General features: G+C 73.9%; 25 protein-coding genes and 1 pseudogene. 8 read left to right on the forward strand and 18 right to left on the reverse strand.

Annotation, left to right across the window (positions count from 1 at the left end):
- Positions 1-319 precede the first annotated feature (319 nt).
- Positions 320-1303 carry an L-threonylcarbamoyladenylate synthase gene (locus IE330_RS17915; protein WP_190137043.1) on the reverse strand — a complete coding sequence of 328 codons (984 nt, stop codon included), beginning with the start codon at positions 1301-1303 and terminating at the stop codon, positions 320-322.
- A gap of 129 nt (positions 1304-1432) precedes the next feature.
- Positions 1433-2074 carry a carbonic anhydrase gene (locus tag IE330_RS17920; protein ID WP_190137044.1) on the reverse strand — a complete coding sequence of 214 codons (642 nt, stop codon included), beginning with the start codon at positions 2072-2074 and terminating at the stop codon, positions 1433-1435.
- A gap of 245 nt (positions 2075-2319) precedes the next feature.
- On the opposite strand from IE330_RS17920, the gene IE330_RS17925 reads away from it, so the two are divergent.
- Positions 2320-2817 carry a hypothetical protein gene (locus IE330_RS17925; protein WP_190137045.1) on the forward strand — a complete coding sequence of 166 codons (498 nt, stop codon included), beginning with the start codon at positions 2320-2322 and terminating at the stop codon, positions 2815-2817.
- Between the two features lie 49 nt (positions 2818-2866).
- On the opposite strand, the gene IE330_RS17930 is transcribed toward IE330_RS17925, so the two are convergent.
- Positions 2867-3850 carry a helix-turn-helix transcriptional regulator gene (locus tag IE330_RS17930; RefSeq protein ID WP_190137046.1) on the reverse strand — a complete coding sequence of 328 codons (984 nt, stop codon included), beginning with the start codon at positions 3848-3850 and terminating at the stop codon, positions 2867-2869.
- A 206-nt stretch (positions 3851-4056) separates the two neighbouring features.
- Here IE330_RS17930 and IE330_RS17935 point away from each other — a divergent pair, with 206 nt between their 5' ends.
- Both IE330_RS17935 and IE330_RS17940 read left to right on the forward strand, forming a co-directional pair.
- Complete coding sequence (locus IE330_RS17935) at positions 4057-5346, forward strand: ATP-grasp domain-containing protein (RefSeq protein WP_190137047.1); 1290 nt, start codon at positions 4057-4059, stop codon at positions 5344-5346.
- Positions 5343-6593, forward strand: coding sequence for an MFS transporter (locus IE330_RS17940; protein WP_190137048.1), 1251 nt, complete (start codon positions 5343-5345; stop codon positions 6591-6593). Before IE330_RS17935 ends, IE330_RS17940 begins: the two co-directional genes overlap by 4 nt.
- A gap of 133 nt (positions 6594-6726) precedes the next feature.
- Here the strand turns inward: IE330_RS17940 and IE330_RS17945 are convergent, their stop codons facing one another.
- From IE330_RS17945 to IE330_RS17955, 3 genes are all read right to left on the reverse strand, one after another.
- Positions 6727-7317: a lytic polysaccharide monooxygenase auxiliary activity family 9 protein gene (locus tag IE330_RS17945; RefSeq protein ID WP_190137049.1), complete on the reverse strand. Its 591-nt coding sequence runs from the start codon at positions 7315-7317 to the stop codon at positions 6727-6729.
- A 240-nt stretch (positions 7318-7557) separates the two neighbouring features.
- On the reverse strand, positions 7558-8403 hold the full coding sequence (locus IE330_RS17950; RefSeq protein WP_190137050.1) for an RNA polymerase sigma factor SigF: 846 nt from the start codon (positions 8401-8403) through the stop codon (positions 7558-7560).
- A 170-nt stretch (positions 8404-8573) separates the two neighbouring features.
- Positions 8574-9791 carry a phospholipase D-like domain-containing protein gene (locus IE330_RS17955; RefSeq protein ID WP_190137051.1) on the reverse strand — a complete coding sequence of 406 codons (1218 nt, stop codon included), beginning with the start codon at positions 9789-9791 and terminating at the stop codon, positions 8574-8576.
- A gap of 577 nt (positions 9792-10368) precedes the next feature.
- On the opposite strand from IE330_RS17955, the gene IE330_RS17960 reads away from it, so the two are divergent.
- Together IE330_RS17960 and IE330_RS17965 are read left to right on the forward strand one after the other, a co-directional pair.
- A complete protein-coding gene (locus IE330_RS17960; RefSeq protein WP_190137052.1) occupies positions 10369-11403 on the forward strand; it encodes an ArsR/SmtB family transcription factor in 1035 nt (344 codons plus the stop codon).
- 188 nt (positions 11404-11591) lie between these two features.
- Positions 11592-12443 (forward strand): hypothetical protein, encoded by an 852-nt coding sequence (locus IE330_RS17965; RefSeq protein ID WP_190137053.1) that lies wholly within the window; start codon positions 11592-11594, stop codon positions 12441-12443.
- A gap of 24 nt (positions 12444-12467) precedes the next feature.
- Here IE330_RS17965 and IE330_RS17970 read toward each other — a convergent pair whose 3' ends face one another.
- From IE330_RS17970 to IE330_RS18005, 8 genes are all read right to left on the reverse strand, one after another.
- The gene (locus tag IE330_RS17970) at positions 12468-13319 is read right to left on the reverse strand and encodes an ABC transporter permease (RefSeq protein ID WP_229925732.1); all 852 of its coding nucleotides are present in this window, start codon (positions 13317-13319) and stop codon (positions 12468-12470) included.
- An 89-nt stretch (positions 13320-13408) separates the two neighbouring features.
- Positions 13409-14425 (reverse strand): ATP-binding cassette domain-containing protein, encoded by a 1017-nt coding sequence (locus IE330_RS17975; protein ID WP_190137055.1) that lies wholly within the window; start codon positions 14423-14425, stop codon positions 13409-13411.
- Positions 14422-14850: a lasso peptide biosynthesis B2 protein gene (locus IE330_RS17980; protein ID WP_190137056.1), complete on the reverse strand. Its 429-nt coding sequence runs from the start codon at positions 14848-14850 to the stop codon at positions 14422-14424. Before IE330_RS17980 ends, IE330_RS17975 begins: the two co-directional genes overlap by 4 nt.
- The gene (locus IE330_RS17985) at positions 14847-15107 is read right to left on the reverse strand and encodes a lasso peptide biosynthesis PqqD family chaperone (protein WP_190137057.1); all 261 of its coding nucleotides are present in this window, start codon (positions 15105-15107) and stop codon (positions 14847-14849) included. Before IE330_RS17985 ends, IE330_RS17980 begins: the two co-directional genes overlap by 4 nt.
- Positions 15104-16957 (reverse strand): asparagine synthase-related protein, encoded by a 1854-nt coding sequence (locus IE330_RS17990; protein ID WP_190137058.1) that lies wholly within the window; start codon positions 16955-16957, stop codon positions 15104-15106. Before IE330_RS17990 ends, IE330_RS17985 begins: the two co-directional genes overlap by 4 nt.
- A gap of 283 nt (positions 16958-17240) precedes the next feature.
- Positions 17241-17366: a lasso RiPP family leader peptide-containing protein gene (locus tag IE330_RS17995; RefSeq protein ID WP_190137059.1), complete on the reverse strand. Its 126-nt coding sequence runs from the start codon at positions 17364-17366 to the stop codon at positions 17241-17243.
- 172 nt (positions 17367-17538) lie between these two features.
- Positions 17539-18252: a response regulator gene (locus IE330_RS18000; RefSeq protein WP_229925733.1), complete on the reverse strand. Its 714-nt coding sequence runs from the start codon at positions 18250-18252 to the stop codon at positions 17539-17541.
- Between the two features lie 379 nt (positions 18253-18631).
- Positions 18632-18775 carry a hypothetical protein gene (locus IE330_RS18005; protein ID WP_229925734.1) on the reverse strand — a complete coding sequence of 48 codons (144 nt, stop codon included), beginning with the start codon at positions 18773-18775 and terminating at the stop codon, positions 18632-18634.
- Here IE330_RS18005 and IE330_RS18010 point away from each other — a divergent pair.
- Positions 18776-19189: pseudogene (locus IE330_RS18010) on the forward strand (dienelactone hydrolase family protein); the annotation flags it as partial.
- A gap of 74 nt (positions 19190-19263) precedes the next feature.
- Here IE330_RS18010 and IE330_RS18015 read toward each other — a convergent pair.
- Positions 19264-19869, reverse strand: coding sequence for a TetR/AcrR family transcriptional regulator (locus IE330_RS18015; RefSeq protein WP_190137060.1), 606 nt, complete (start codon positions 19867-19869; stop codon positions 19264-19266).
- 275 nt (positions 19870-20144) lie between these two features.
- Between IE330_RS18015 and IE330_RS18020 the strand changes: the two genes are divergently transcribed.
- A complete protein-coding gene (locus IE330_RS18020) occupies positions 20145-20819 on the forward strand; it encodes a peroxiredoxin-like family protein (RefSeq protein WP_190137061.1) in 675 nt (224 codons plus the stop codon).
- A 37-nt stretch (positions 20820-20856) separates the two neighbouring features.
- Here IE330_RS18020 and IE330_RS18025 read toward each other — a convergent pair whose 3' ends face one another.
- Together IE330_RS18025 and IE330_RS18030 are read right to left on the reverse strand one after the other, a co-directional pair.
- Positions 20857-23493 (reverse strand): M48 family metalloprotease, encoded by a 2637-nt coding sequence (locus IE330_RS18025; RefSeq protein WP_190137062.1) that lies wholly within the window; start codon positions 23491-23493, stop codon positions 20857-20859.
- 15 nt (positions 23494-23508) lie between these two features.
- Positions 23509-24093 (reverse strand): hypothetical protein, encoded by a 585-nt coding sequence (locus IE330_RS18030; protein WP_190137063.1) that lies wholly within the window; start codon positions 24091-24093, stop codon positions 23509-23511.
- 402 nt (positions 24094-24495) lie between these two features.
- Here IE330_RS18030 and IE330_RS18035 point away from each other — a divergent pair, with 402 nt between their 5' ends.
- Entirely contained in the window at positions 24496-24687 is a 192-nt protein-coding gene (locus IE330_RS18035) for a mycothiol transferase (protein ID WP_373314677.1), read from the forward strand.
- Positions 24688-25196: 509 nt separating this feature from the next.
- Here IE330_RS18035 and IE330_RS18040 read toward each other — a convergent pair.
- Positions 25197-25943: a phosphotransferase family protein gene (locus IE330_RS18040; protein WP_190137064.1), complete on the reverse strand. Its 747-nt coding sequence runs from the start codon at positions 25941-25943 to the stop codon at positions 25197-25199.

Raw genomic sequence — 25943 nt, forward strand, 5'->3', positions numbered from 1 at the left:
CCGGCCCTCCAGTGGGTCATCGGAGTGGCCGGTGGTGCAACCTCTGGCCTGTGGGGCTTGCTTCAAGCCGGAGCGGACAACGACACCCGGCCACTGCGGGAGGACAAGTGGTACTACGTCTGGGCCCTTTCGAGGAAGTGCTACAGCAACATGTTCTGACCATGCGCCGCGGCAGTACCGTCATCCGCAACGGCGTCCGGCCGCGCGCCCGCCGCACGAGGCGGGTCAGGAGGGTCTGCCATGCCGGTGGGCGACCATCTGAGCGTCATCCGTTCCTCCCCGTCTCCGGCGGAGCACGAAGGCGCGGTGCCTGGCGTGATCACACAGTGGTGCGCGGCCCCGCGGCGCGGCGGAGCCGGTTGGCGATCGCGAGGCCCAGGCCCTCCTCCGTGGGCAGGGACGCGAGGATGAGGTCGCACCCTTGCTGGTCGAGTGCGCGCAGGAACCCGTACAGCTCGCGCGCGTAGGCGCTCAGCGCAGCGGGGACCGCCACCTGGGCATGCGCCTTGACCGGGGCGTCGGCGAGGCAGGCGGGCAGGAAGACGCCCACTTGGTGCCCGAGCTCCTGCGCGCGCTCCGCTTCGGCGACGAGGTGCTCCGGCTCGACGAGGACGACGCGGGCGCGCGGCGCGTAGTGGGAGGGATGCTGGCCCGGCACGCGGACGCGGCTGGTGGAGGGGACCGCGAGCGGGCGCCCCAGGACCGCTTCGAGGTCCTCGCGTGTCACTCCGCCCGGCCGCAGGATGCTGGGGACGTCGCCCGTGACGTCGACGATGGTCGACTCGACGCCGACCCCGCAGGGGCCGCCGTCCAGCACGAAGTCGACACCGTCGCCGAGCTCGGCACGGACGTGGTCCGCCGTGGTGGGGCTGACCGAGCCGAAGCGGTTGGCGGAGGGTGCCGCGATGCCGCCGCCGAAGGCCTCCAGCAGCGTGAGCGCGACGGGATGGCCAGGCACGCGCACGGCCACCGTCTCAAGCCCGCCGGTCGCTTCGAGGGGCACCCGGTGCCCGCGCCGCAGGACCAGCGTGAGGGGGCCCGGCCAGAAGTGTTCGGCCAGCAGGCGCGCCGCCGTGGGCACGTCCTGGGCCCAGTCGCCGAGGTACTCCGCGCCGCCGATGTGCACGATCAGCGGATGAGTGGGCGGGCGCCCCTTGACCTGGAAGACACGCGCGAGGGCGGTGGGGTCCTCGGCGTTGGCGCCCAGCCCGTAGACGGTTTCGGTCGGCAGGGCCACCAGACCCCCGGCGCGCAGCACACCGGCCGCCTTGTCGATGTCGATGTCACTGGTTCGTGCGGTCACCCTCGCGATTATTTCACCGTTGTGCTCGCCGCATTCCGCGGACCGGGCTGCTCGTCGGCGCCTGCGACGAGCCGGGGGCGACAACACCGCGCGGGCCCGCCCGTACGACAGGGGCGGGCCCGCCGGGTACTACCGTGCGAAGGCGGCGGGCTCGCTCAGGCCGTGGGAGGCGACGAGCTGCGCGCTGCCGTCGGCCAGCCGGTAGGACAGGCCCACCACGGCGAGGCGGCCGGCCGCCACCTTCTCCGCCAGGACGCGGGAGCGGTCCAGCAGCAGGTCCGCGGTGTGCCGGATGTGCTCGTGCAGGATCTCCTCGTCCTGGCCGCGTCCGGCGGCGCGGGCCGCCAGCACGCTCGGGGTCACCCGCTCGACGACGTCACGGACGAAGCCGGCGGGCGCCCGGCCGCCGTCGGCGGCCTCCTTGGCTGCCGCGATCGCGCCGCACGAGTCGTGGCCCAGGACCACGACCAGCGGGCAGTCCAGCACGCTCGCCCCGTACTCGATGCTGCCCAGCACCTCCGAGCCGACCACGTGCCCGGCGGTGCGGACCACGAACAGGTCGCCCAGCCCCCGGTCGAAGATGATCTCGGCGGCCAGCCGGGAGTCGGAGCATCCGAACAGCACCGCGAAGGGACTCTGCCCCGGTGCGGTCGCGGCGCGGCGTGCGGCGTCCTGGTTGGGGTGCTCGGGCGAACCGGCGACGAACCGCTGGTTACCGGCCAGCAGCGTCTTCAAGGCGTCGTCGGGAGTCGGCGTCAGTGTCTCAGTCATGGCTGCAGGCTATGTGACGTCGAATGCAGTGGGCCGGGTCGGGCGGCCCACCCGAAGCCGACCGCGGCCACGGCAACGACGGGAGCAGGATCACCATCCGGCAGACGCCCCGGCACACCAGCGGCCTGCCCGACTTCCGCACCCACCTCCGACCGCAGGACGTCGTCCGGGACCCGCTGGCCCACCGCGCCCCCCGACCTGGTGTAGCCGGCGCTCGCCCCGCGCTCACCGCATAGGTTGCTCCCATGGGTCTCTTCAGTCGCTTCGAACGCGTCACGCGCCCTCCCGCGGGCAGCGTCCCCCGCTCGCCGGAGGAGGTTCGTGCGGCGCTGCTCGGCCTCAACAGGGCCGGCGCCCCATGGACCATACGTGCCGGGCTGCCCAAGGAGAAAGCCGACCTGGTGGCGCACTGGCACGTCACGGACCCCGCGTGGCGCGCGTACTTCTGCAGGGTCAGAGACGACTCGGTGCCGCAGACGCGGATGCGCTTGATGCCGGACGAGCACCAGGTCCGCTGCCTGGACTACCAGCGGCAGTTGGGCAACGAGAGCGGCGCCCTGTACACCTGGGGCCGAGGCCAGTACCGGTACGTGTCCTCCGCCTGGACGCTCGAACGCGGACCTGACGGGAAGCGCCGGTTCGAGAGGCAGGCAAGGACTGACACCGCGGACCTGAAGAACCCCCTGCGGGACGCGGTGCTCAGCGTCGGCTGGTCCTGGAGGGCCCGCATCTCGAGGCTGTGACCGCCTCAGGGCACATCCAGCGCTCCACCGACCCAGCACGGCGGGCGGCTCACCGTGCCCCGGCAGGGCCAGGCTCCGGCGCGCCCGGCGCGGCACCAAAGTTCACCGCCGCCGAGAAGCGGGCGGCCACCGCCGCCACCGCCGCGCGGAGTTCCGGGCCGCCCTCGACGCGGAACGGGAACGGCATCCTGGCCAGCCATTTTTCCGCGTACATGTCCGGCGTGCCCGTGCTGCCGCGCAGGACGCAGCGGTCGCCGGAGGCCTCCAGTCGTCCCATGGGGGGTCTGACCCAGGGGGCCACCTCGGACAGAGGGGCGTCGAAGACTACGTGGGTGCGGTACTCCCAGCCCGTGCCCAGGTTCTCCTCCAGGGCTGCCACCGGGTCGAGTCCTTCGGGTGGTGCGAAGGTGCGGGTCGTCTCCTGGACCGCGCCTATCCGGTCGACCCGGTACGTGCGGACGGCGTCCGCGCGGTGCGAGCGGCACAGCAGGTACCAGCGGCCGTGGCGGACGACCACCGCCCAGGGGTCCACCTCGTTCTCGGACTCGTTCCCCGCCTCGCTCCGGTACGCCACGCGCACGCTCCGCCGGGCGGCCGACGCCGTGACCAGCGCGCCGGTGACGGCCGGGTCGGGCCGCACCGAGCGCGGGTCGGGCGCGGCCGCCGCGTGGTCGCGCAGCGTCGCCGCCTGGCGGCCGAGCTGCTCCGGCAGGGCCCGGATGACCTTGCCCAGCGCCTGTCCCACGAGTTCGTCGGAGTCGTCGAGCGCGGCCATGACGAGGCCCAGCGCCTCCGCCTCCGTGAAGACCACCGGCGGCAGCCGCGTCCCGCGGCCCAGCCGGTACCCGCCGTACGGGCCCCGGGTCGACTCCACCGGGACGCCGGCCTCCTTGAGGATCGCGATGTAGCGGCGCGCGGCCCGCTCGGTGACCCCCAGCGCCGCGGCGAGCTCGTGCGCCGTCGCGCCGGGGCGGTTCCGGAGGATCTCCATGGTGCGCAGGGCCCGCGCGGTCGGGCTGAGTTCGGTCGGCACCCGAGCAGATTAGGCGGCCCCCTCCGGTACCGGAAGTCGATTGTCCGGAACCCGTCATAGCGTGATGCGGCCGCACGGGAGCCGTGGCCCGGGCCCGGTGCGCCGTGGGCGCAGGCCTGGGCGCCGTCGTGGCCCCGGGCCCGGCCGCGGCGGCACGCCGCCGGGCGAAGAAGCCGCCGGGAGGAAACGTGAGAGAGGGAGCCACCTTGTCCGACGATGTCGTCCCCACCGGCCGACGGTCCCCGGCGCGCACCGCCGGGCGGCCTCGCGTCCTGGTCGTCGGCGGCCGGAGCGCGCACGTGCGCAAGGCGTGGGAGCTGGGCCTGGACGTGGTCCACGTCCAGTACCCGGACGCGTACGACCGCGGCCACCACCCGTGCGTCGACCAGGCGCTGTTGCTCGACTACGGCGACGTCGACCGGCTCCTTACCCTGGTGCGGGCGCTGCACGCGGCGTACCCGTTCCGGGCGGCCGTGTCGCTGTTCGAGCCGGGGCTGCTGCCGGCGGCGCGGATCAACGAGGCGCTCGGCCTGCCGGGGACGTCCGTCGCCACCGTGGAACTGCTGCTGGACAAGGGGCGGCTGCGTCGGCACCTGGCCGCGCGCGGCATCAGTCCGGTGGCCTTCGCGATCGGCCGTCGTACTGAGGACGTACGGGAGTTCGCCGCGGCGCACGGGCTGCCGTTCGTCGTCAAGCCGCTCCGGGAGTCGGGCAGTCTGGGCGTCTTCCCCGTCCGCGACCGGGCCGACGTGGACGGCGTCGTGCGGCGGTTCCGGTCCCTCGGCGACAGGCCCTGGAGGGCCGGGGACCTCGCCGGTGCCGACTCCTTCGACGCGTTCCTCATGGAGGAGTTCCTGGACGGGCCGGAGGTCAGCGTGGAGACCCTGTCCTTCGACGGCCGGCACGTGGTCGTCGCGGTGACCGACAAGGAGTGCGGCGGCCCCGGTTTCGTCGAGGTCGGACACGCCCAGCCCAGCGCCCGCCCGGCCGGGACACTGCGCGAGGTCGCCTGGCTGGTGCGCGATGTCCTGGACGCGGTGGGGCTGCGCGACGGGCCCGCGCACACGGAGGTCAAGCTCACCGCGCGGGGCCCGCGGATCGTCGAGTCGCACAACCGCGTCGGCGGCGATCGGATCAACGAGCTGACGGAGACCGTCCACGGCGTCGACATGGAGCGGTACGCGCTGGGCGCCGCGTTCGGCCTGCTGGAACCGCTCGCCGCAGCACCCCCGCCCCGGGGCGGGGCGGCCGTACGGTTCCTCACGCCGCGGCCCGGGCGGGTCGTGGAGGTGACCGGCGCCGAGGCCGTGCGCGCGGACCCGGCGCTGGTGGAGCTTGAGGTGCGGGCGGTGCCGGGTGCGGTGGTGCCGCCGCTGACCTGGAACGAGGACAAGGCCGGGCACGTCGTCGCCCGGGGCGCCACCGCCGCCGAGGCGGTCGCGCACGGCAGACGGCTGGCCGCGGCCCTGCGTGTGCGGACGGAGCCGGTCGCGTGAGCGCGGCGCCTCCCCGGCCGCACGGGACCGAGCCGCGGTTCCGCGACGCGCTGCGTGGCCTGCCGGGCCGGGTGTGGGTCATCAGCCTCGGCATCCTGGTCAACCAGGTCGGCAACTTCCTGCCCGTGTTCCTCGTGCTCTACCTGACCGGGCGCGGCCACTCCGCCGGTGCCGCGGGTCTCGTCCTGGGCGCGTCCGGGGTGGGCAAGGTGCTCGGCAACGCCGTCGGCGGGCACCTCGCCGACCGGGTCGGCCGGCGCTGGACCATCGTGTTCTCCGCCGTGTCCACGTCGGGTCTCACGGCGCTCGTGCCGTACCTCGGCCCGCTGCCGGTCGTCGTCGCGGTGGTCGGTCTGATCGGGGTGACGTCCCAGGTCTACCGGCCGGCCGCGGCCGCCGCGCTGCTCGACTCCGTGGCGGCGTCCCACCAGGAACGGCTCGCCGCCTTCGGGGTGTTCCGGTTCGCGATGAACGTGGGCGCGGCCCTGGGCGGCGTCATCGGCGGTGTGCTCGCCGCCACCTCGTACGCGGGGCTGTTTCTGGGCAACGCGGTCGCGTGCCTGCTGTTCGGCGTGGTCGTGGGGGTGCTGCTGCGGGACCCGCCCGGGGCGCGGACCGGCCGCGGCGGCGCGCACGCGCGGGCCGACCGGGCGGCGGGGTACCGGGAGGTGCTCGCCGACCGCGCCCTGACGCGCTTCCTGCTGATGACCGTGTGCGCCGAGTTCGTCTACGTCCAGTCCACGGTCGGCCTGCCCCTGCACGTCGACGACGTGGGGCTGAGCGAGCGCGACTTCGGCCTCCTCATCGGCCTCAACGGCCTGCTCGTGCTGGCCCTGGAGCTGCCCCTCACCGGTGTGGTCGCCCGCCGCCGGCCGGAGTACGTCCTGGCCGTCGGCAATCTCGTCACCGGCGCGGGCCTCGCGCTGACGGGGTTCATGACCGGCATGGGCCCGCTGGCGGCGACGGTGGTGGTCTGGAGCCTCGGCGAGATGCTGACCAGCTCCATCTCGCAGGCCTACCTGGGCGGTCTCGCTCCCCCGGGGATGACCGGGCGCTACCAGGGTCTGCACGGCGTCGCCTACACGATCGGGACGGGCGCCGGGCCGCTCGTCGGCGGCGCCGTGTACGCGCTCGGCCCGTGGGCCCTGTGGACCCTGGTCGGCGTGGCCGGCCTGCTGTCCGCGCGGCTCAGCCTGCGGCGCCGTCACACGGCCGCCACGGATGCGGCGCCGGGTGCGTCACCGTGACCGCGAGGCGGGGCGCCGGGCGTCGGACGGCGGGACCCCGGGCCGATGGGCCGGCCCGGGGTCGGTTCGGTGCTCGCCCACCGGGCGGGCGCGGCCGGGTGGTCGTGCGGACCCGGCCGGGCCCGAGGGCACCTCAGAAGCGTACGTCGGAGCAGGCGTAGAAGGCGTTGCCGGTGTCGGCGATGGTCCAGACGCCGAGGATGAGGTGGCGGCCGGTCTTCTGGGGCAGGGTGCCGGCGTGGGTGACCGTGGAGCCGGGCTGGCGGCCGCCGAAGGGCACCGTGAGGAAGGGCTGCGGGTCCAGGTCGGCCCGGGTCAGCGGCTTGCTGGGGTCCCAGCCGTCCTTGGTGATGTAGTAGCGGAAGTCGGTGGTGGCGTGCCGGGCGGTGATGCGCCAGACGAAGGTGTGGCTCTGGCCCGCGGTCAGCTTGGTGGCCGGCCAGTTCCCGCCGCGCGGGTCGTCCAGCTCGGAGAAGCGCCCGATGCCGCCCGCGCAGATGCGGCCGTCGGCGGGCCCGCGCGCGGGGAAGCCCTTGGGGCCCTCCACGCTCGGCGGCTCCCACTGGATCTGGCCGCAGTTGCGGACGGTGCCGTTGCCGCACAACTGCTGGCGGCTGACGGGCGAGTCGGTGTAGCCGTGGCTCTGGGCGCTGCCGCCGGTGGCCAGCACGGCCGACCCGGCGATGCCGAGGCCGACGAGTAAGGAGGTGAGCTTCCTGCGCATGGTGGGCTCCCTGGTCCGAGGTGCGGGTGGGGGCGGACGCACACCTCGGGCGCACTGCCGGGCGAGCGGGACAGGACGGCAGTACGGCAACAACCGGAGGGCACACGTCCGACGCGGTCTAGACCAAGTTCGAGATTAGCTTGACGATTTGAGCATGTCCATACCAATGAACAGCCCGCCAGGGACGGCCTGGCGGGCTGTTGCGGGGATGCGCGGGCCCCACCGTGCCGGCGCGGGGCCTCAGTTCGTGGCGAGCAGGCCCTCGCGGAGCCGGGCCAGGCAACGCGAGAGCAGCCGGGAGACGTGCATCTGCGAGACGCCGAGCCGCTCGCCGATCTCCCTCTGGGTGAGTTCGTCGACGAACCGCCAGTGGATGATCTGCCGCTCCCGCTCGTCGAGGGCGGCGATCATCGGGGCCAGGGAGTGGAAGTCCTCCACCAGTTCGAGGGCGGCGTCGTCACGGCCGATGAAGTCCGCCAGCGGCGTCTCGCTCTCGTCGTCGTGGGTGAGGGCGGCGTCCAGGGAGGCGGCGCTGTAGCCGTTGGAGGCGATGCGGGCCTCGGTGACCTCCTCCTCGCTCAGGCTCATCAGCTCGGCGAGTTCCTTGACGGTGGGCGTGCGCCCGAGGCGGCTGCGCAGCTCCTCGGTGGCCCGCGCGAGGTGCACCCTCGCCTCCTGCAGCCGCCGGGGCACGTGCACGGCCCAGGAGGTGTCCCGGAAGAACCGCTTGATCTCGCCCACGATGTACGGCACGGCGAAGGAGGTGAACTCCACCTCGCGGGAGAGCTCGAACCGGTCGATCGCCTTGATCAGCCCGATCATGCCGACCTGGACGATGTCCTCCAGCTCCTCCGGGTTCCGGCTGCGGTAGCGGCCGGCCGCGAAGCGGACCAGGGACATGTTCATCTCGATCAGCGTGTTGCGCGCGTACTGGTACTCGTGCGTGCCCTCCTCCAGGACGGAGAGCCGCTCGAAGAACAGCTTCGACAGCGCCCGGGCGTCCTGCGGAGCCACCTTGGCGGGGTCACCGATCTCCGGCAGCTCCCGCGTTCCCACCTGGGTGCTGCTGACCGTCATCGTCGTCATTCGTGCCCCTCCTCGCGTGTGCTCAGGTCCGCCGTCCCTTGTCCGGCGAGGCGCCGCCTACCCGCATCGCCGTCGGCCATGCGCCGCGGCCGCCCGCGGATCGCGGCCGGCCGTGCACGGCGCTCGGCCGTGCACCGCGGTCACCCATGCACAGCAACCCGCGGGCCCGCTCACAGGAAACGGCCGATCACCCTGACAGCCGCCTCCTTCGCCCGCTGCACGGCGGCCCGCCGCCGCCAGCGGGCCGGGTCCATGGCGACGCCGCGGGCGAGGTCCCGGTCGTAGTCGTCGTCCAGCGCGGCGGTGAAGCCCTCGTCGAGGACGGCGAGCATGACCTCCTCGTCGTGGTCCATCGAGCGGCGGTTGAAGTTGGTGGAGCCGATCAGGGCGGCCACCCCGTCCACGGTGACGACCTTCGCGTGCATCATCGTGGGCTGGTACTGGAAGATCCGCACACCGGCTTCCAGGAGCCTCGTGTAGTGGCCCTGACCGGCGAGCCGGCAGGCGCGCTGGTCGGTGTACGGGCCCGGCAGCAGGATCTCCACCGTGACACCGCGGCGCGCGGTGGCGCACAGCAGGTCGACGAAGTACGTGTCGGGGGCGAAGTAGGCGGTGGCCAGCCGGAAGCGCTCCTCGGCCGAGGTGAGCACGACGCGCATCAGCGTCTGCATGTCCTGCCAGCCGAGGCTGGCCGAGCCGCGCACCACCTGCACGACCGAGGTGCCGGCCTGCTCGTGCTCGTGGAAGCGGTCCCGGTCGTCGTACAACTCCGTGTGGCACTCGGCCCAGTTCTGCGCGAACGCCGCCGCGATGCCGTCCACCGCCGGGCCCCGCACCCGGACGTGGGTGTCGCGCCACTCGCCCGGGCCGCGGGCGTCGCCGCACCACTCCTCGGCGATGCCGACGCCGCCGGTGAAGGCGGTGTGCTCGTCGACGATCAGGGCCTTGCGGTGGCAGCGGTGGTTCTGCTTGAACGGGGAGAGCCACAGCGGCTTGCGGAACCAGGCGACCTCCACGCCGACGCTGTCCATCTCCTCCAGCAGGTCGCGCTCGATCTCCTTGGCGCCGAAGCCGTCGAGGAGCAGGCGCACCCGTACGCCCGCGCGGGCGCGGTCCGCGAGGGCCGCGGCGAAGTCGCGGGCTATCTGGCCGCGCCAGTACACGAACGTCATCATGTCGATCGTGTGGGTGGCGCCGCGGATGGCGTCCAGCATGGCCGGGAAGATCTCGTCGCCGTTCCGCAGCGGGGTGAGTTCGTTGCCCTCGGTCGCGGCGATGCCGATGAGCCGCTCGAGGCGTCGGCGCAACCGCTGCTTGCGGGTGGCCTGGACGTCGCTGTCGGGTGCGGACGCGCCGGCGGCCGGGGCGGGGACCTGATCCAGGCTCACGCGACCCCCTCGGCTCTGCGGCGGGCCGCGCTCGGGTGGGTCGCGGTGTGGCGCGGTGCCCCTGCCCACCGGTCGGCCTCCGCGACGGCTTCCCGCGCCCGGCGCGCCCTCCCCCGCGGCTGCGGCCGCGGCTTCAGTTCCGGACCCGGCTCCGGCTCCCGTTCCGGCTCCGGCTCCGGCCCCGGCTTCGGGCCGCTGGGAGCATCCTGTTCAGGCATCGGCCTTCCCCCCTCGTCACAGGCCCGGACGCACATCGCGCCCGGGCCACCTTCGTCTCACCTTCTGCCACCGTGCCGGCTGCCGCTGTCGGCACACGGTGCAGAGTTCAGTCTGTCCGGCGACGCGGGCTGTATGCGATCCGCCGGGAGGCGCCGCCCGTGACCGCGGACACCGTGCTGTACGACAGCGGCCCGGAGCGTGGGCAGAGCCTCGGCCGTCGCCGCGGACGCGAAGAGAAGGGGGCGCGGCATCCGTGTGCGGAGCACCGGGGGGCGCCCGGGCGAGGAGACAACCGCTCGTCGCCGGGGTGCGTCTTCCCTGGCAGTCTCCCGGCTCGCGCGGCTTCGAAGGAGGGGACATGCTTCGCATCCACTTCACCACCGACGACCTGCAGAACATCCGGCTGGCGCGGGAGCCCGATCCGCTGTGGGAGATCGTCTGCAGCCTGTGTCGCCTACGGACCGGGCAGGGGCCACTCGAATTCGGCCACTGGCGTCGCTCGGCCCGGCACCGGGTCCCGCGTGACGCGCCACTGCGTCACTCTCTCCGGCACTTGGGCACGCTGGTCCCGAGCTTCGGCTACATCCCGGACTTCCTCACCCCGCCGGTGACCGGGGCCGCCCTGGCCGAGGAACTCGACCTCCTGCGCGCCACCCCGCGCCCGCAGCTCGCCCGCGACCTGGCCCGGCTTGCCGAGTCCCATCCGCTCCCCGGCTGGGCCACGGCTCTGGGCAGGCCGGGCGGCGGTGCCGGACTCACCCCGCTGACCGACGCACTCGCCGACTACTTCAGGACCCTGCTGGAACCGCACTGGGCCGAGGTCCGCGCGGTCGTCCGAGACGACATCGGCCGCAGAGCCCGGGCCCTGCTGGGCGGTGGCACCCGTGCCCTCCTGGACAGCTTGCGCCCGTTCGCCCACTGGAAGAGTCCCCTCCTGGAGGTCGACTATCCCGTCGACCGTGACCTGTACCTTCAGGGGCGCGGTCTGCTCCTCGTCCCCTCGTACTTCTGCTGGCGCCGCCCGACCGCGCCGGCCGACGCGGAGCAGCCGCCGGTGCTGGTCTTTCCCGCGACCAGAAGCCCGCTGGTCATCGCGCACGCGACCGAGGGCGGCACGGCCCGGCTGCTTGGCCGGTCCCGGGCGGCGGTACTGGCGGAGGTGGTCAGGCGCAGCGACGGCCGGACCACCTCCGAGATCGCCACGGCGGTGGGTCTGGCACTGTCGAGCGCCAGCCACCAGCTCGACGTCCTGCGGAACGGCGGCCTCGTGACCAGCCGCCGCGACGGCAAGTACGTGCTGCACTCGGCGACGTCCCTGGGGCTGCGGATCCTCTGCGCCGGCACGCGCGGCACGGCCGCCGCCCCGGACCGCGGTCTCCCCGCCCGCCCATGACGCCACAGCCGTGGACCGCGGGACCACAGCACCACGCCCCGTAGGACCGCGAGAGGTGGAGCTTGGGGACATGGCCGGGACACCCGGCCCGGGTGCCCAGGACGCACGGCGCCCTACGGTGGCGGGCTGTGGGCGACGACCCGTCCGGCCCACGCGGGCGAACACGAACAGAAGCGGGGGAACCTTCCATGTCGAATCCACTCGGCCGACCGCTCGCCCCACCGCTCGACCGGCCGCTCGACCGGCCGCTCGACCGCAGACAACTGCTCCGCGCCTCCGTCGGTGCCGCCGCACTGGCCGGCCTGGTGACGACAGGCATCGCCCCGGCGCGGGCCGGCACCGGCACCGGCACCGGCACGGAGAGGACGTCGGAACTGCCGCCCGTGCCCGGCATGCTGGGCGACCGCCGGGCCAACGAGGTCTGGTACCAGCTCGACGAGGTCGCCCTGTACCGGGCGTCGCCGGAACTGCTCGCCGCGTACCGGGCCATCGGTGCGCACGTCGGCGGCAGCATCGAGAGCGGCTTCCGCACGGTGTGGCAGGAGATGAGCAAGTCACCCGAGTACCCGGGCAACTTCCAGGCCTTCATGGCACCGATCGAGGAACCCCTGCGAGTGGTCTCGCGCATCCAGTTGGAGGTCTTCGACAGCCTGTACCGTCCCTACGATCCCCGGCTGGTCGCCGCCTTCGCCTACTTCGGCCAGGGCGTGCTCTACGACCCGCGCCGCGAGAACGTCCGCTCACCGGTGCACACGATGGACTCGCCGCCCGGCCGTGCCCCGGTCGGCTACCACACCTGGCACGCCTATATGCGGGCGATGATGCTGCTGGGCATCGACCGACCGCGCTGGGTGGCGTTCGCCCCGCTCAACGCGTACGCGTGGGCGTTGCAGTCGGTGGCCAAGCCCTCGACACAGACGCCGAGTCCGCCGCTGCCCCGGGAGACGGTCGTACGGTTCGCCGCGACCTGGCTGCCGCGGGGGCCGCGATGGCTCGACGCCGCATTCCAGTCCTTCCCGTATCCGCGAGGGATCAGCTAACGCCCCTGACGCCCCGCGCGGGACTCACTCGCTGCGGGAGAAGCGGTACGTGGCGACGGTCAGGGCCAGCGCCGCCAGGGCGGCCACGCAGCCCAGCTCCGCGGCCACCGAAGGGGTCCAGTCCCCCCACTGCGGCCCGGCCGCCCGGCCGCCGAGCCCTGCGACGCCCTCTCCCGGGAGGGTGCGTCGCAGGGCGTCGACCGCGTAGGTGAGGGGGTTGAGGCCTACGACGGTGCCCAGCCAGCCGGGCAGTCCGCCGGCCGGGAAGACCGCCCCGGACAGGAACAGCAACGGCATCATGCACAGCCCGATCACGATCTGGAAGGTCTCGGGACGCTTGGCGCACACGGCCACCAGGACACCGAGTGCCGTGAAGGCGAAGGCGATGAGCGCCAGTTCCGCGAGGACCAGGAGGAGTTCGGGCCGGTAGGGGATGCCGACAAGGCCGGCGAGGCACAGCACGGGGATCGCGTAGCCGAGGCCGGCGGTCGCGCCCCCCAGACAGGTTCCGGTAAGGAGCGGGGTGCGGCGGACGGGTGCCACGAGCAATTGGCGCAGGAAGCCGGCTTGCCGGTCCCAGACGACGGACGCGCCCGCCGCCACGGCCGGTGCCTGCACCGCCATGAGGAGGACGCCGGGGAAGAAGAAGGTACGGAAGTCCCCGGCGTCATCCTGCTCGGTGGGCACGGCCGCGTTGAGGCCGGTGCCGAAGACGAGCAGGAACATCATCGGCATGACGACGCTCATCGCGATCCGCAGGCGGTTGCGCCCGAACCGGATGACCTCCCGCTGCCACAGCACACGGACGGCGCGCAGATCCGCGGCGAGACGTCCGCGCCGGGCGGCGGCACCTGCGGTGCGGGACAGGCTTGCCATGCCAGGCGTTCCTGCCATGCCAGGCGTTCCTGCCGTGTCTGCCGTGTCTGCCGTGTCTGCCGTGTCTGCCGTGTCTGCCGTTCCCATGGTCACCTCCTCGAAGCGGGTACCGGCAGCCCGGCCGGCTCGTTGTCGGCCTCACGGATGGTGCGGCCGGTGTAGTGCAGGAAGGCGTCGTCGAGAGTCGGCGGCGTCACGGTCACCGCGTGCACGGTCAAGGGCAGAGCGCCGCAGATCCTGGGCACCCAAGTGGCTCCGTCGGCCACCCGGATGCGCAGCCCGTCCGTGGCCGTCTCCGCCTCGAGGCCGAGGCGTTCGCGGACGGCCAGGGCCGCTGCCGCGTCGTCGGCGGTGCGTACGGTGATGAGGTCGGAGCCGACCACGGCCTTGAGCGCGGCGGGAGTTCCGTCCGCGACGAGTTCGCCCTCGTCCATGATGGCGATCCGGTCGCAGTGTTCGGCCTCCTCCAGTTGGTGCGTGGTGAGGAAGACGGTGACGTCCCGCTCCTCACGCAGTCGGCGCAGGTGGTCCCAGATGGCGGCACGGGTCTGCGGGTCGAGGCCGGTCGTGGGTTCGTCCAGGAAGAGCACCTGAGGCGTGTGCAGCAGACCGCGGGCGATCTCCAGGCGCCGTCGCATACCGCCGGAGAAGGTGCGGACGGGGGCGTGGCGGCGCTCGGTCAGTTCCACCAGTTCCAGCATGTCCATGATCGCGTCGAGCCGCCGCCGTCGCGGGATGCCGAACAGGTCGGCGTGGAAGCGCAGGGTCTCCATGGCGGTCAGGTCGACGTCGAGCGTGGACTCCTGGAAGACGAGGCCGACACGGCGGCGTACTTCGTGGGGTTCGTGCGTCACGTCGTACCCGGCCACCAGCGCCCGGCCGGAGGTGGGGCGCAGCAGGGTGCACAGCATGCCGATGGTGGTGCTCTTGCCCGCGCCGTTGGGGCCGAGGAAGCCGAAGGTCCGGCCGGCCGGGACGGTCAGGTCCAGGTCGGTCACCGCCTGCCGACCGCCGTACGCCCTGGTCAGTCCCTCGGCCAGGACGGCGACGCCGTTCGCGCCACCGGCGGCGCGGCGGCCGGTCCCGGGGGCGACGACCGTGTTCATCGGCGGCCTCCGTCGCGGTGCCGGACGCTCATGACGGTGCGGAAGAGGGTGACGTCACCCGGCTCGCCGACGGCTCGCGCGCCGGCCTCCACCCAGGCGTGGGCGCGGAACGGCTGCGTACGGAACCCGGTGCACCAGTCGGGCCACCGGCCGTGCAGACGGCACAGCAGTACGGTGGCGACGGAGCGTTGCAGACAGCCCCGGCCGGCGCAGCGGGCGCTCACGGTCACCACCGCCCGGCGGGCGTCGAGGGCCTGTTGGTGCGTGGCGGCGCGGGACCCGCGGCGGGCCACCGCCAGTGCCTGGCGCAGGCGGCGCGGGGGCAGCAGCACCAGCAACCGGGCCGCGCCGACGGCCGCCCGCGCGCTCAGTTGCCGGTGCCAGGGCAGCGGGGCCCCGGTCTCTCCGACGACCTGCATGCTCATGCCGTCACCACCAGCCGGGCCCGGTCCAGGGCGGCGAGCAGCGCGCGTACGTCCGTCAGGGCGCGGTCGGCGGCATCGGGGTGGAGCCGGGCGAGCCGGAGGGCGGTCTCTTCGGGCGTGTGCCCGTCGAGGAGCAGCCGCAAGGTGGTCGCGCCGGAGCGGTTGAGCTGCCAGTACCGGCCGCTGCGCTCGTCGAGCAGGACCAGCCCGTCCTCGGTGTCGGTGGCGGTGACGTCGGGTTTCAGGGCGAAGGTCACGGAGTCTCTCCAGCCAGGGACGCGGTCCCGGGCGCGGGTGCCGCCGCGGACCGCAGCCAGCTCTCGCAGGCCAGCGTGTTCTCGTACGGGACGAGCTGCCGGGATTGGGTCTTGGGGCCGAGCAGGGCGGTGCGCAGGGCGTCGGGGTCGACGAGGCCGAGCCGGGAAAGGCGCAGGTCGTCGCAGAGGTCGAGCAGGTCCCCGCGGTTGCGGCGGATGCCCTGGAAGGCCTCGGCGCTGAACTCCCCTTTGCTGCGGCGGGCCAGGATCTCCTCGGGCACGATGCCGCGCACGGCCCGCCGCAGCACGGGTTTGAAGTCCCCGCTCACCAGACGGTCCGCGATCCGCACGGACAGGGCGGCCTCGACGACCCGGTCGTCGAGGAAGGGCGCCTCGCAGGTGACCCCCACGTCCTGGAGCGCGGCGTTGAGCTGGCGCAGGGCGCTGCCCGACTGGACGACGATGTCGAGGGTCTGGTGCTGGGCCCGGTCCCGGTGGTGCGGGCGGGGGCGCTCCCGTTCGGCGGTGTCCCGCAGCAGCCGGCGTACGGCGTCGACGGCGTCGGCGGTCGCCCAGGGCGGCATACGGGGTTCCCAGCCCCAGCCGAGCAGCGCGTCCCCGGGGCCCGGCGCGGGTGCGGTGAGCCGGTCGGCGGTGGACCGCAGCCATGCGGCGAAGGAGGCGCCGTCGGCGAGTCCGCGTACGGTCGACGTCAGGGTCCAGCGGTTGAGGGCCCGGAAGCGGTGGATCCTGGGGAGGCTGCCGAGCGGGTGGCTGCGGACCAGCGACCACAGGGCGGTGGGCAGGACGCCGAACAGTTCGTCGCCCCCGACGCCCAGGAGGTGGCAGCGCGATCCGTCCGTGGCCACGGAGGAGAGCAGGCGCCGCATATGGGCGCGGTTGCGGGCCCAGGGCAGCGGTCCCTCCTCGTGGCCGGCGTCGGCGGTGGCCGGCGTCTCGTACCAGGTGGGGCCGTCCTGGACGGCGGTGATGTAGTGCCGGGCGGCGGGCAGGTGGCGGGCGGCGCGTTCGGCCCATTCGGTGTCGTCGTTCGCGCGGTCCACCGGTGACCAGTGGTGGGTGACGAGGTCGGCGCCCGCCGCGTCGGCCAGGAAGCAGAGACTGGTGGAGTCCAGGCCGCCGGACAGATCGGCGCTGAGGGTGGCACGGGTGCGCGCTCCGACACAGGCGAGCAGGGCCCGGCGGATGTGCCCGGCCGCCTCCTCCGGCGGCGCGTCGGGCTCCGGCGGCGCCCACCAGCGCACTTCGCGGGCGCTGCCGTCCGGGCCCAGCTCCAGCCGGCAGCCCACCCCGAGCGCCGACACCCCCGACCACACCGGGCGCAGGGAGAGCGGCCAGGGCGGGGCCGGGGTCAGCAGGCGCAGCGCGATCAGGTCCCGGTCGGCGGCCGGGGTGGCGTCGTCGCCCCGGCCGGTGTCCGCCCACCGCGCGAGCCGGTGCGGCCCGTCGGCGGCCACGGTGACGCCTCCGACGTCGGCGAAGAAGATCTGCCGTGCGGTGGACAGACTCCCCTGCGCCCGCGTCCACCCGTCGATGGAGGCCACGAGGTGGAAGCAACCGGGCAACGAGCGTGCCACGCCGTCGAGTTGGCCCGCTGTTCGCGCCTCGGCCAGCGCGCGCTCCACCCGGTGCCGGTCCACGGTCGAGCGGCCCAGGACGGCAAGGCGCCGGGGCCCGGCGGTCACCAGCGCGAACTCGTCGTCCGCCCAACGGCCCACGAGCCAGGGGCGCCCCGAGGCGTGGTGGACCACCCGGACATCCGGGCCACGGGTCAGCGGCTCGGCCACGGCCGGCGTGGCCGGGCTGTCGGGCAACACGACGAAGTCCATGTCAGGGCGGTTCCCTTCGTACGGTTCGGGCCGCTCGCCCGGCGACTGCGTCGGCGCGGGGGCGGCGAGGTGCGTGCGGAGGATCGCCGGGCGGCGACTGCCGGGCGAAGGCCAGCGAGCGAGGCTTCCGGGCGAAGGCCACCGGGCGCGACCGCCGAGCGAGGCCGCCGGGCCGGAGCTGCCCCTGTGCGGAGCGGGATCGGCACGGTGGTGGAGGACGTACGGCCTCCACCACCGCGCCGTGGCGGGCACGGCTGCCCGTCCCGCCGACGGGTCCGTCGGATCAGCAGATCCAGGCGGTGCCCAGCAGCCAGTCGTTCTCGACGCACGGCCCGAAGGCCATGGTCAGTTCCGCGAAGCCGCCGATCTCTTCCAGCGCGGGCGGCTCGTAGACGTCGTTCGTCTCCATGCTCGTCTCACCTGTTCCCTTCGACTCGATCACGATCGAGAGACGGGAACGAGGGCACGGGTGCCGGGCTCGCCCGCCTCTCCCGAGCACCTTCACGCTAGGGGGCCCCGAGTCCCGGGTGCCTGAGTGCCTGGTCCCGGTCTCGTCCCGCATGCGCGCCCGTGGTGGCCCGTCAGGTGCCGAGCCCCGCGTCCCGGGCCCGCACCGCCGCCTCCACCCGGTCCGCCACACGGAGCTTGGCGAACACCCGAGAGACGTGATTGCGCACGGTCTTCTCCGAAAGCACCAGCTCGCGGGCGATTCGGCGGTTGCTGAGGCCCCGGGCGACCAGATCGAGCACTTCGCGCTCGCGATCGGTGAGATCGGGAAAGGCGGCCCGCACGGGCAGTTCGTGGACGGCGGAGAAGTAGCGGCCGAGGCGGTCGGCCACGGCCGCGCTGAACACCGCGCCGCCCTGCGCCACCGTGCGCAGACCACGCACCAGTTCCTCGCCCTGGACCCCTTTGACCATGTAGCCCCGCGCCCCCGCGCGCAGGGCGGCCACGACCGCGTCGTCCTCGGCGGCCCCGGAGACGAACAGCACCCGCGGCGCGTCGGGCTCGGCGGGTGCCTCCCCGATGATGGCCCGGGTCGCCTCGATACCGGAGCAGTCGGGGAGCAGCAGGTCCATGAGGACGACATCGGCGACCACATGTCCGTCCCGCAAGGCCTCGACGGCCTCCTCGCCCGTGCTGGCCTCCCCCGCCATCTCCAGGTCCGCCGCGTCCTCCACGACCTGCCGCACTCCGGCTCTGAAGAGGGGGTGGCCGTCGACGACGAACACCCGCGCCGTCACTGCCGCCTCCGTGACGTGCCCGATGTTCCTGTTCCCGTCGGCTTCCGACACCTCGCCGACTCCTGCAGCACCTGCACAGCATCCCCCATGCCCACGTGCCCCACATGTCCACGTGTTCACTTGTCCACGTGTTCGCTTGCCCGCTTATCCATCACTTCAGGAACTAGGTGCCCATGAGCCCCCTCTTGAGACGATTGTCATCAGGTGTCATCAGGTTCGCACCGTGACGGACGGCACGGAATCATTTCGGCGAGGCTCGAAGCGACATGGGCACGGCGCGGGGGAAGTGCAAAGGCCGCAAGGGCGCCTCCAGCGTCGCGGTCATGCGCCTGGGCGCACGTGATACCGGGTGGTGCGCCCAGGTCATGAGCGAGGGACGCCCCGCCAGGGACGCCGGCCGAGGCGGGCCGTCGTACGGCGTCGCGTCCGCTCAGGCGTCCTGTGCCGCCAGTGCCGCGACCGCCGGGATGGCCGCGAAGGCCTGGCGCACGTGCTGGACGAGGGCCGCGCGGTCGCGCCGCGCGGCGCCCGACGAGGTCCAGGCCTCCAGCGCGCAGTGCCAGGCGGCCAGCATGAGGCCTACCTCCGGTTCCTCACCGCCCAGCCCGAGGTCACCACCGGTCCGCTCGCGGTGACCGGCTACTGCATCGGCGGGCTCCTGGCGATGCACACCGCCGCGGCCCACCCCGACCAAGTGGCCGCCGTCGCCGCGTTCCACGGCCCCGTGGGCGCCGACGGGCCCGCCCTCTTCTCCCGGCTCACCGCGCGGGTCCACCTCGGCCACGCCGCGGGCGACATCTCCCCCGAGGGCCTCAGGGAACTGAACCAAGCCCTGGACGCCGCGGGTGTCAGCCACACCTCCGAGATCTACCCCGACACCGTCCACGGCTTCACCATGTCCGACACCGACGCGTTCAGCGCCTCCGGCCTGCGGCGCCACTGGGACCGCCTGCTCCCCCTCCTGGACCGCACCCTGCGCAACGGCTGAGGTCCGGTCAGGCTGCAGCGAAGGGCACGGCTCCGCGTCGGCTGACCGGTACCGCCCGCCGCCCCGGGGGGCCGTCAGTCGGCCCGGGGCGGTGGGGTCTCGAGGGCTGCCAGCGTCGTCGCCACCGTGCGCCGGAGCGTCTCCGCCGCGGCACCCGCGCGCGAGCGCAGGTTCACGCCGTACGCGAGGAGGACCAGCGCCTCGGCGGTGGCGTCGATGTCGACGTGGCGCGCGAGCTGCCCCGCGGCGCGGGCCGCGGCGAGGGCGTCGGCCATCGCGTCCCGCAGCCGCCGGTGGTGGTCGTCGAGGAGGGCGCGCACGTCGGGGTCCTCGGCCTCGCCGCCCGCGTAGGCGTTGACGAGCATGCAGCCCCACCCGGCGTACGCGCCGGAGCAGCGCTGGTCGATCAGCGCGTCGAAGGCCTCCTGGACGGCGGGCAGTCCGCGCCCGTCGCCCGCGAGGCGCTCGCACGCCGGGCGGGCGCGTTCGCGTACGTAGCGGCGCAGCGCGGCCAGGTAGAGCTGCCGCTTGCCGCCGAAGGTGGCGTACAGGCTGGAACGGTTGAGTCCCGTCTCGGCGGTGACGGCCTGGATGGAGACGGTGGCGGCGCCGAGCCTCCAGAAGAGGTGCTCGGCGCGCTCCAGGGCCGCGTCGGGGTCGAAGTGCTTGATGTCGGGCACCGCTTCCCCCCTCCCCGCCTCACCGGCCGCCATCCTGAACTGTTCGGTCCAGGTTAGCCCTTGACGCCCGTACGCGACCACCAGCATCCTGAAACGGTCGTTTCAAGATAGCTGGCGCGACGGCCATGGCCCGTGCCCGCGGAACGACGAGGACGCACAACCGACGAGCACGCGGCACCCACGCGTACGCGACACGTACGCGCCCCACACGTACGCGACACCTACACGTACGCGGCCCCATACGCACGCGGCACCCACGACAAGGACGGCCACGCATGAGCCTGCGCGACGAACTCCGCTTCATCCACGACAACCGGCACCTCCGGCTGTCGGCCGAGACCATGGCGACCATGGACCGCAACGCCGAGGCGCTCGCCGGCTCCGGCATCGCGGCCCGCGCGGTCGGCGTCGGCGCCCGGGCGCCGCTCTTCACCCTCAAGTCGGCGACGGGCGAGGACGTCTCCCTGGCCGGGCTGCTCGCCGACGGGCCGGTCGTGCTGACCTTCTACCGGGGCGCCTGGTGCCCGTTCTGCCAGGTGGCGCTGCGCGCGCTCCAGGAGCACCACGGCGCGATCGCCGCGCGTGGCGCCCGTCTCGTCGCCGTCTCGCCGCAGGTGCCGGACGAGTCGCTGTCCCTGGCCGAGAAGCAGAGCCTCACCTTCGACGTGCTCAGCGACGTCGGTTCGGACGTCGCGAGGAGCTACGGCATCGCCTTCGACCTGGGTGAGGAACTGGGCGCCCTCTACGACAGCCTCGGCTTCGAGCTCCAGCGCGTCAACGGCGGGCACAGCCGCACCCTGCCCCTGCCCGCGACCTACGTCATCGACGCGTCCGGCGTGATCCGCTGGGCCTTCGTGGCGACCGACTACGTACTGCGGGCCGAGCCCTCGGACGTGCTCGCGGCCCTGGACGACCTGGACGCCCTCGGCGCCCCGGCGGCGGACGCCTGAACCCCTTCGCGTCGCACGTGTCGGCAGGCCGCCTGGCTCAGCCGCTGAGCCAGGCGGTCCAGAGGGAATGGTCCGCGGGCAGCGCGAGGACCACGGCCGCGAGGTTTGCCAGGGCGAGTACGACGAGCACGGCCAGGACGACGCCCAGGGCCCGGGCGGGTTCGCGGGGGCTGCCCGCCGTACGCGCGGTGCCCTGCCGGGGAGCGGTGCGGCGGCGCCCGAGCGCTCCGGCGCCCGCTCCCAGCAGGGCCGCGGGGATGACCAGCAGCAGGCCGCGCAGGGTGATGGTCCGCAGGTCCTGCGCGAAGACCTCGGGGGCGAACGGAACGGAGCACCGGTGGCCGGGCACGCCGAAGAGAGCGGTGCACTCGGCCACCGCGAAGGCCGGTGCCCGGCCGAGGGCGGCGGCCAGCGCGGTCAACGCGGTGCCGGCCAGGACGAGTACGGGCCGTAGTCCGCGCCCCCGGGCGGAGATCCAGAGGGCCACCGCGCCTTGGGCGAGGCCTGCCAGGGCGACATAGGTGTGCCAGTAGACGTCCGGGAACCCGGCGTCCTGCCGCGTTCCGGAGTAGTGCAGGACGGCGGACGGCAGTGCGGTCCGCGCGAGGAACGGCAACGCCGTACCGGCGGCGATCACCGCGCCCCCTCCGGCCAGCCCCGCGAGCAGCGCCCTCCGCAGCCGGGGCCGGACATCCACGCCGGGGTCGTGCGCCCTTCCCGCGGCCAGCGCCCTCCGCAGCCGGGGCCGGACATCCGCAGCAGGCGCGTACGCCCTTCCCGCGAGCAGCGCCAGGGCGAGCGGCACCAGCCAGGTCAGCGGCAGGCCCACGAGGGCGAGCGGAAGCCTCCCCTGCACGGTGAGCGGGGGCCAGGTGGTGCCCGTCCACCGGCCGAGCGCCACGTACCAGCCGATCGAGGACCCGATGTCCGGGGCGTCCCCCGCGGCGGGCCGGAACGCGTCGCTCGCGTGGTCGCGCCGGAGGGAGTACCAGACGGCGAACCACGGGGCGAAGGAGACGACGGACGTGGCCACCACCGCGTAGAGGGGTCCACGGCCGCGCGCGTACGGGAGTAGGCCGCGCGCCACGGAGACGAGCCAGACCGTGACGCACGCGGCCCCGGCGAGCAGCGCCGGCCCGGCCCGCGGCAGCCAGGCGAAGCCCTGCGTCTCCAGGCCGGTGGCGGGGAGCACGGTCCCGTCGGCGAGGAGGGGCAGGCTTGCTCCGGCGAGGTACCCGCCGACGAGTCCGGCGGGAAGCGCCCACACGACGGCGGCACGCGGGGACCCCGGTGCCCGGCCGGGCGCGCGTGCCCGGGCGGACCCGGGTGTCCGGCCGGCCCCTCGTGCCCGGTCGGACGCCGCGACGGCCCGCCAGACCGCCGCGGCGAGCACTCCGGTGAGCCCGGCGCCGATCGCGCAGCCGACCGCCAGGTCGCCCGACCGGGTGTTGAGCTTTCCCCAGAGCAGGCGGAAGAGCGTGTCGAGCACCGGGTCCGCACCGGCGGTGAGGACACCGGCGACGACCCCCGCGCCGAGCATCTCCCCCACCGTCGGTCGGGTCAGGAGGGTCGGGTCGAGCAGAACGCGCCGCCGCGTCTCGGGCGTCGGCCAGTACCCCAGTCTCCGTACGAGCCCGGAAAGGGCGCGGCGTACCGGGCCCCGGCCCGGGGCGGCGGGCGCGGGCAGCAGCGCCCGCTGGACCGCAGCGGCTCCCTCGGCCACGCCGTGCGCCGCGGCCAGGGCGTCGGCGTGCAGCTCGCGCGCCCGCAGGACCGCGTTCCGTACGAGTTGGACGAGCAGGGTGAGCGCGGCCGCCAGGCCCAGTGCGTGGGGCACGTCCACGAGGTACGGCACGACGCCCGGAGGGAGCGCGGGCGGCCCGCCGGACACCGCGTGGTACACGGTCAGCGCGCCGAACGGCAGCACCGCGACCGTCAGGAAGGCCCACCAGATGCCGAAGGCGAGGTAGGTCTTGTCGACGTCGTGGTGGCGCAGGTGTGCCAGCTCGTGCGCGAGCACGAGGCGGAACGTGTCACGGTCGGTGTCGAAGTACGGCACCAACGGGGCGTCGATGATGACGTACCGGCGCCGGGGAAGGCCGAAGGCGAGCCCGCTCGCGGTGCGCGCGGAGGTGTCCAGCAGCCAGACGGGAGCGGGGTGCACGCCGACCGCGTGGCATAGGTGGTCGAGATACTCCGCCAGGTCCCGCTCCTGGGGGTCGTCCTTCCGCGGGAACCGCGTCAGGGACCGCGCGCGCAGGCTCGGGACGACGGGGAGCCACGCGCACCTGCGTCGCGTCACCCACCAGGGGTGCGTGGCGTACCAGGCCGACGAGACGGCGCACAGCAGCAGGAACCCGAGCCCGAGCCACTGTGCCTGGTCGGCGAACGCGGGCTGCTGACATCGCACCAGCAGGCGCCGGGACTCCTCGTACCCACCGTCGTTTTCTCCCGGGAGCGCGATCCGCGGGTCCTGGAAGCAGCGGCTGAAGGTGCCGAAGAAGAAGTCCGTGTTCCGCGGGACGAGGAAGTACGTCTGCAGGAACACGTAGAGCCCGCCCGCGCCGACGGCGGCGCTCAGCAGGATGAGCCGACTGGTCGTGCCGCCGGGGAGGGCGGCCGACGCCACCGGCCCGTCACGCCGCCCGGAGGCCGCCTCCTCGAACGCCGTCATGGCGGTGCCGCCGCGCTAACCGGCCGTCCGTGGGGCCTGACACCGGCCGATGATCGCGTCCGTGATCACCCGCGCGCTCTCCGGAGCGGTTCCGCAGTCACGGAGCGTGGCTTCCACCGCGTGCCGGAGCCGTTCGAGGTCCTCGGGCCGCAGCGGGACGGCGTCGAGTGCCCCGGGGGCGGGGTCCGGGGCGGTGGCTGGGGTTGCCCCGGAGGACGCGCCCGGGGTTGCCCCGGAGGTCGCGTCCGAGGCCGTCCCGGAGGCCGCGTCCAGGGCAGCGCCATCGGCTGCCGCGGCGCCCGGCGGTCGCTGCCGGAGACGGAAGACCCTACGCAGGGCCGCACCGGTGCCTTCCCCGGTGGTGCGTTGCAGCACGATGTCGGCCACGCACTCGACCGCCTTGGCCGTGGCGGCCAGCACCACGGGCGTCAGGATGAACTCGACGGCCTCGGACCCGAAGCCGAGCGGCGCCTTCCGCGTCCCCTTCGCGGACAACGCCCGCCGCGGATCGGCGAAGTACGCCCGGCTGACCGCGGAGAACAACGGCATCTCCTCCCGGGCCACCTGCTCGACCACGTCCCTGGCTATCTCCGTGATCACCTCTCGATGGGGTGTCTCACCCCCACGCGCCCGCCTACGCACCACGGCCTCTCCCCCGCCCCCGCCCGTGCCCCCACGACGTCACGCCATTATCGGGCGCGGGGCCGTTGACCGAAACAGAACGGCCACCGCTCGGCTCCGGCGCACGGCGGCGCCGGGGGGCGCTCGGTGCGTACGTCGGGGGCGGGGGGTGCCGCCGCGGCGGAGTGGGGGCCACGTGCCTGAAGTGACCGTTGGGCTGGGCCTGTTGCCTGGCATCCTGAAGCGCTCGGTGAGCCGGATGTCAGTGGGGCCGCCTAGGCTCCGGCCCATGGCTGACACGGAACTGACGACGCTGCTGGGCATCCTGAACGGCGCACGCAGCACGTCCTGGACATCCTGGAGGGCCTGGACGAGGACGCGCTGCGGCGGCCGGTTCTCCCGTCCGGCTGGACGTGCCTCGGGCTGGTGCACCATCTCGCCCTGGACGACGAGAAGTTCTGGTTCCGCGCGGTGGCCGCGGGGGAGCAAGCGGCGATCGAAGAGATCCTCGGGGCCGGGGAGCGCGTGGCAGCCGCCCCGGAGAAGACAGCCGAAACCGCGCCCCCTCACTGAGCTGACCAGCGCATCGCCGCTTCCCCGCCCAAGTGCACAGCCGCTGAGCCGGGCGCCCCGGCCCCGGGGCTGTGGTCTCATCGCTGGGTTGCAGCAGTTCGGTCTTGCTGTGTAAGTACCGGTACGGGCTGCAGGAATCGGTCTCGAAGGCCGCAGCGGGCTTGCGTACGCCGGAGCACCATGCATGACGAACGCTTCCCGACGACATCGGAGGAGCCCCGCAGTCTGCACGGCCACTCAGTCTCCCCGCCGGAGGACCAACCGCCTCAAGCCGCGCAGGGCAACCGCGCACGCAGGTGGTGGCTCGCTCTCGTCAGGCATCGCCATGACCACGCGGGGGCCGCGACGACCTCCACCACGTGTTCGTCGCCCTCGGCTGAGCCATCAGCGCTTCGCGCGGCGGCTGCGCACCGTGCTCCGTTGCGGAGGGTGGACCGCCCCCGGAGGTGGGTCGCTCGACGCGTAGGCAAGGGGCAGAGAGCGCACCAGGCAGTCGGGCCCGCCCTGCCTCACATGTGGGATTTCAGTACGTCCACCTCACAGCCCGGTGCGAACGGGTCGAAGCCGTGCTCGGTCAGCCAGCGCACTGCCAGCAGGCTGCGCAGCGACCACCACGCGTGGATGACGTCGAGGTCGATGCCGGTGCCGTAGCCGGCGACGACGTCGTCCAGGTGCTCCTCGTGGCCGAGCGTGAAGGTGGCGAGGTCGTACAGGGCGTCGCCCTGGCCCGCCTCGGACCAGTCGATGATGCCCGTGACCTCGGCGCCGTCGACGAAGACGTGCGCGATCTGCAGGTCTCCGTGTGTGAACGCCGGAGTCCACGGCCGCAGCGCGGCCTCGGCGACCTCGCGGTTGCGGGTGACCAGGTCGGCGGGCAGGATTCCGCTGGTCACGAGCGACTCGCACTCGGCGTCGAGTTCCGCCTCCAGCGCGACGACGCTCCGGCCCGCCCGGCCCTGCCAGGGCGGCGGCGGCGCGTCGTGCAGCTTCCGGATGGCGGCGCCCGCCGCGGCCCACGCCGCCGGTGACGCGGTCGACGGCCCGCCGAGGCGCCCGAGCGTCGTCCCCGGAAGTGCTGCGATCGCCAGCACGGGCGGCTCGCGCCACAGGACCTCCGGAGTCGGGACCGGCGCGAGGGACATCGCCTCGACCTCGATGTCGACGCGCGCCTGATCGGCGTCCACCTTCAGGAACACGTCACCGACGCGCAGCGTCACACGTTCGGAGTGGGCGACGACTACTTCGACCTGGTCCAT

It is taken from the genome of Streptomyces longispororuber, assembly GCF_014656095.1.
Classification (GTDB): Bacteria; Actinomycetota; Actinomycetes; order Streptomycetales; family Streptomycetaceae; genus Streptomyces; species Streptomyces longispororuber.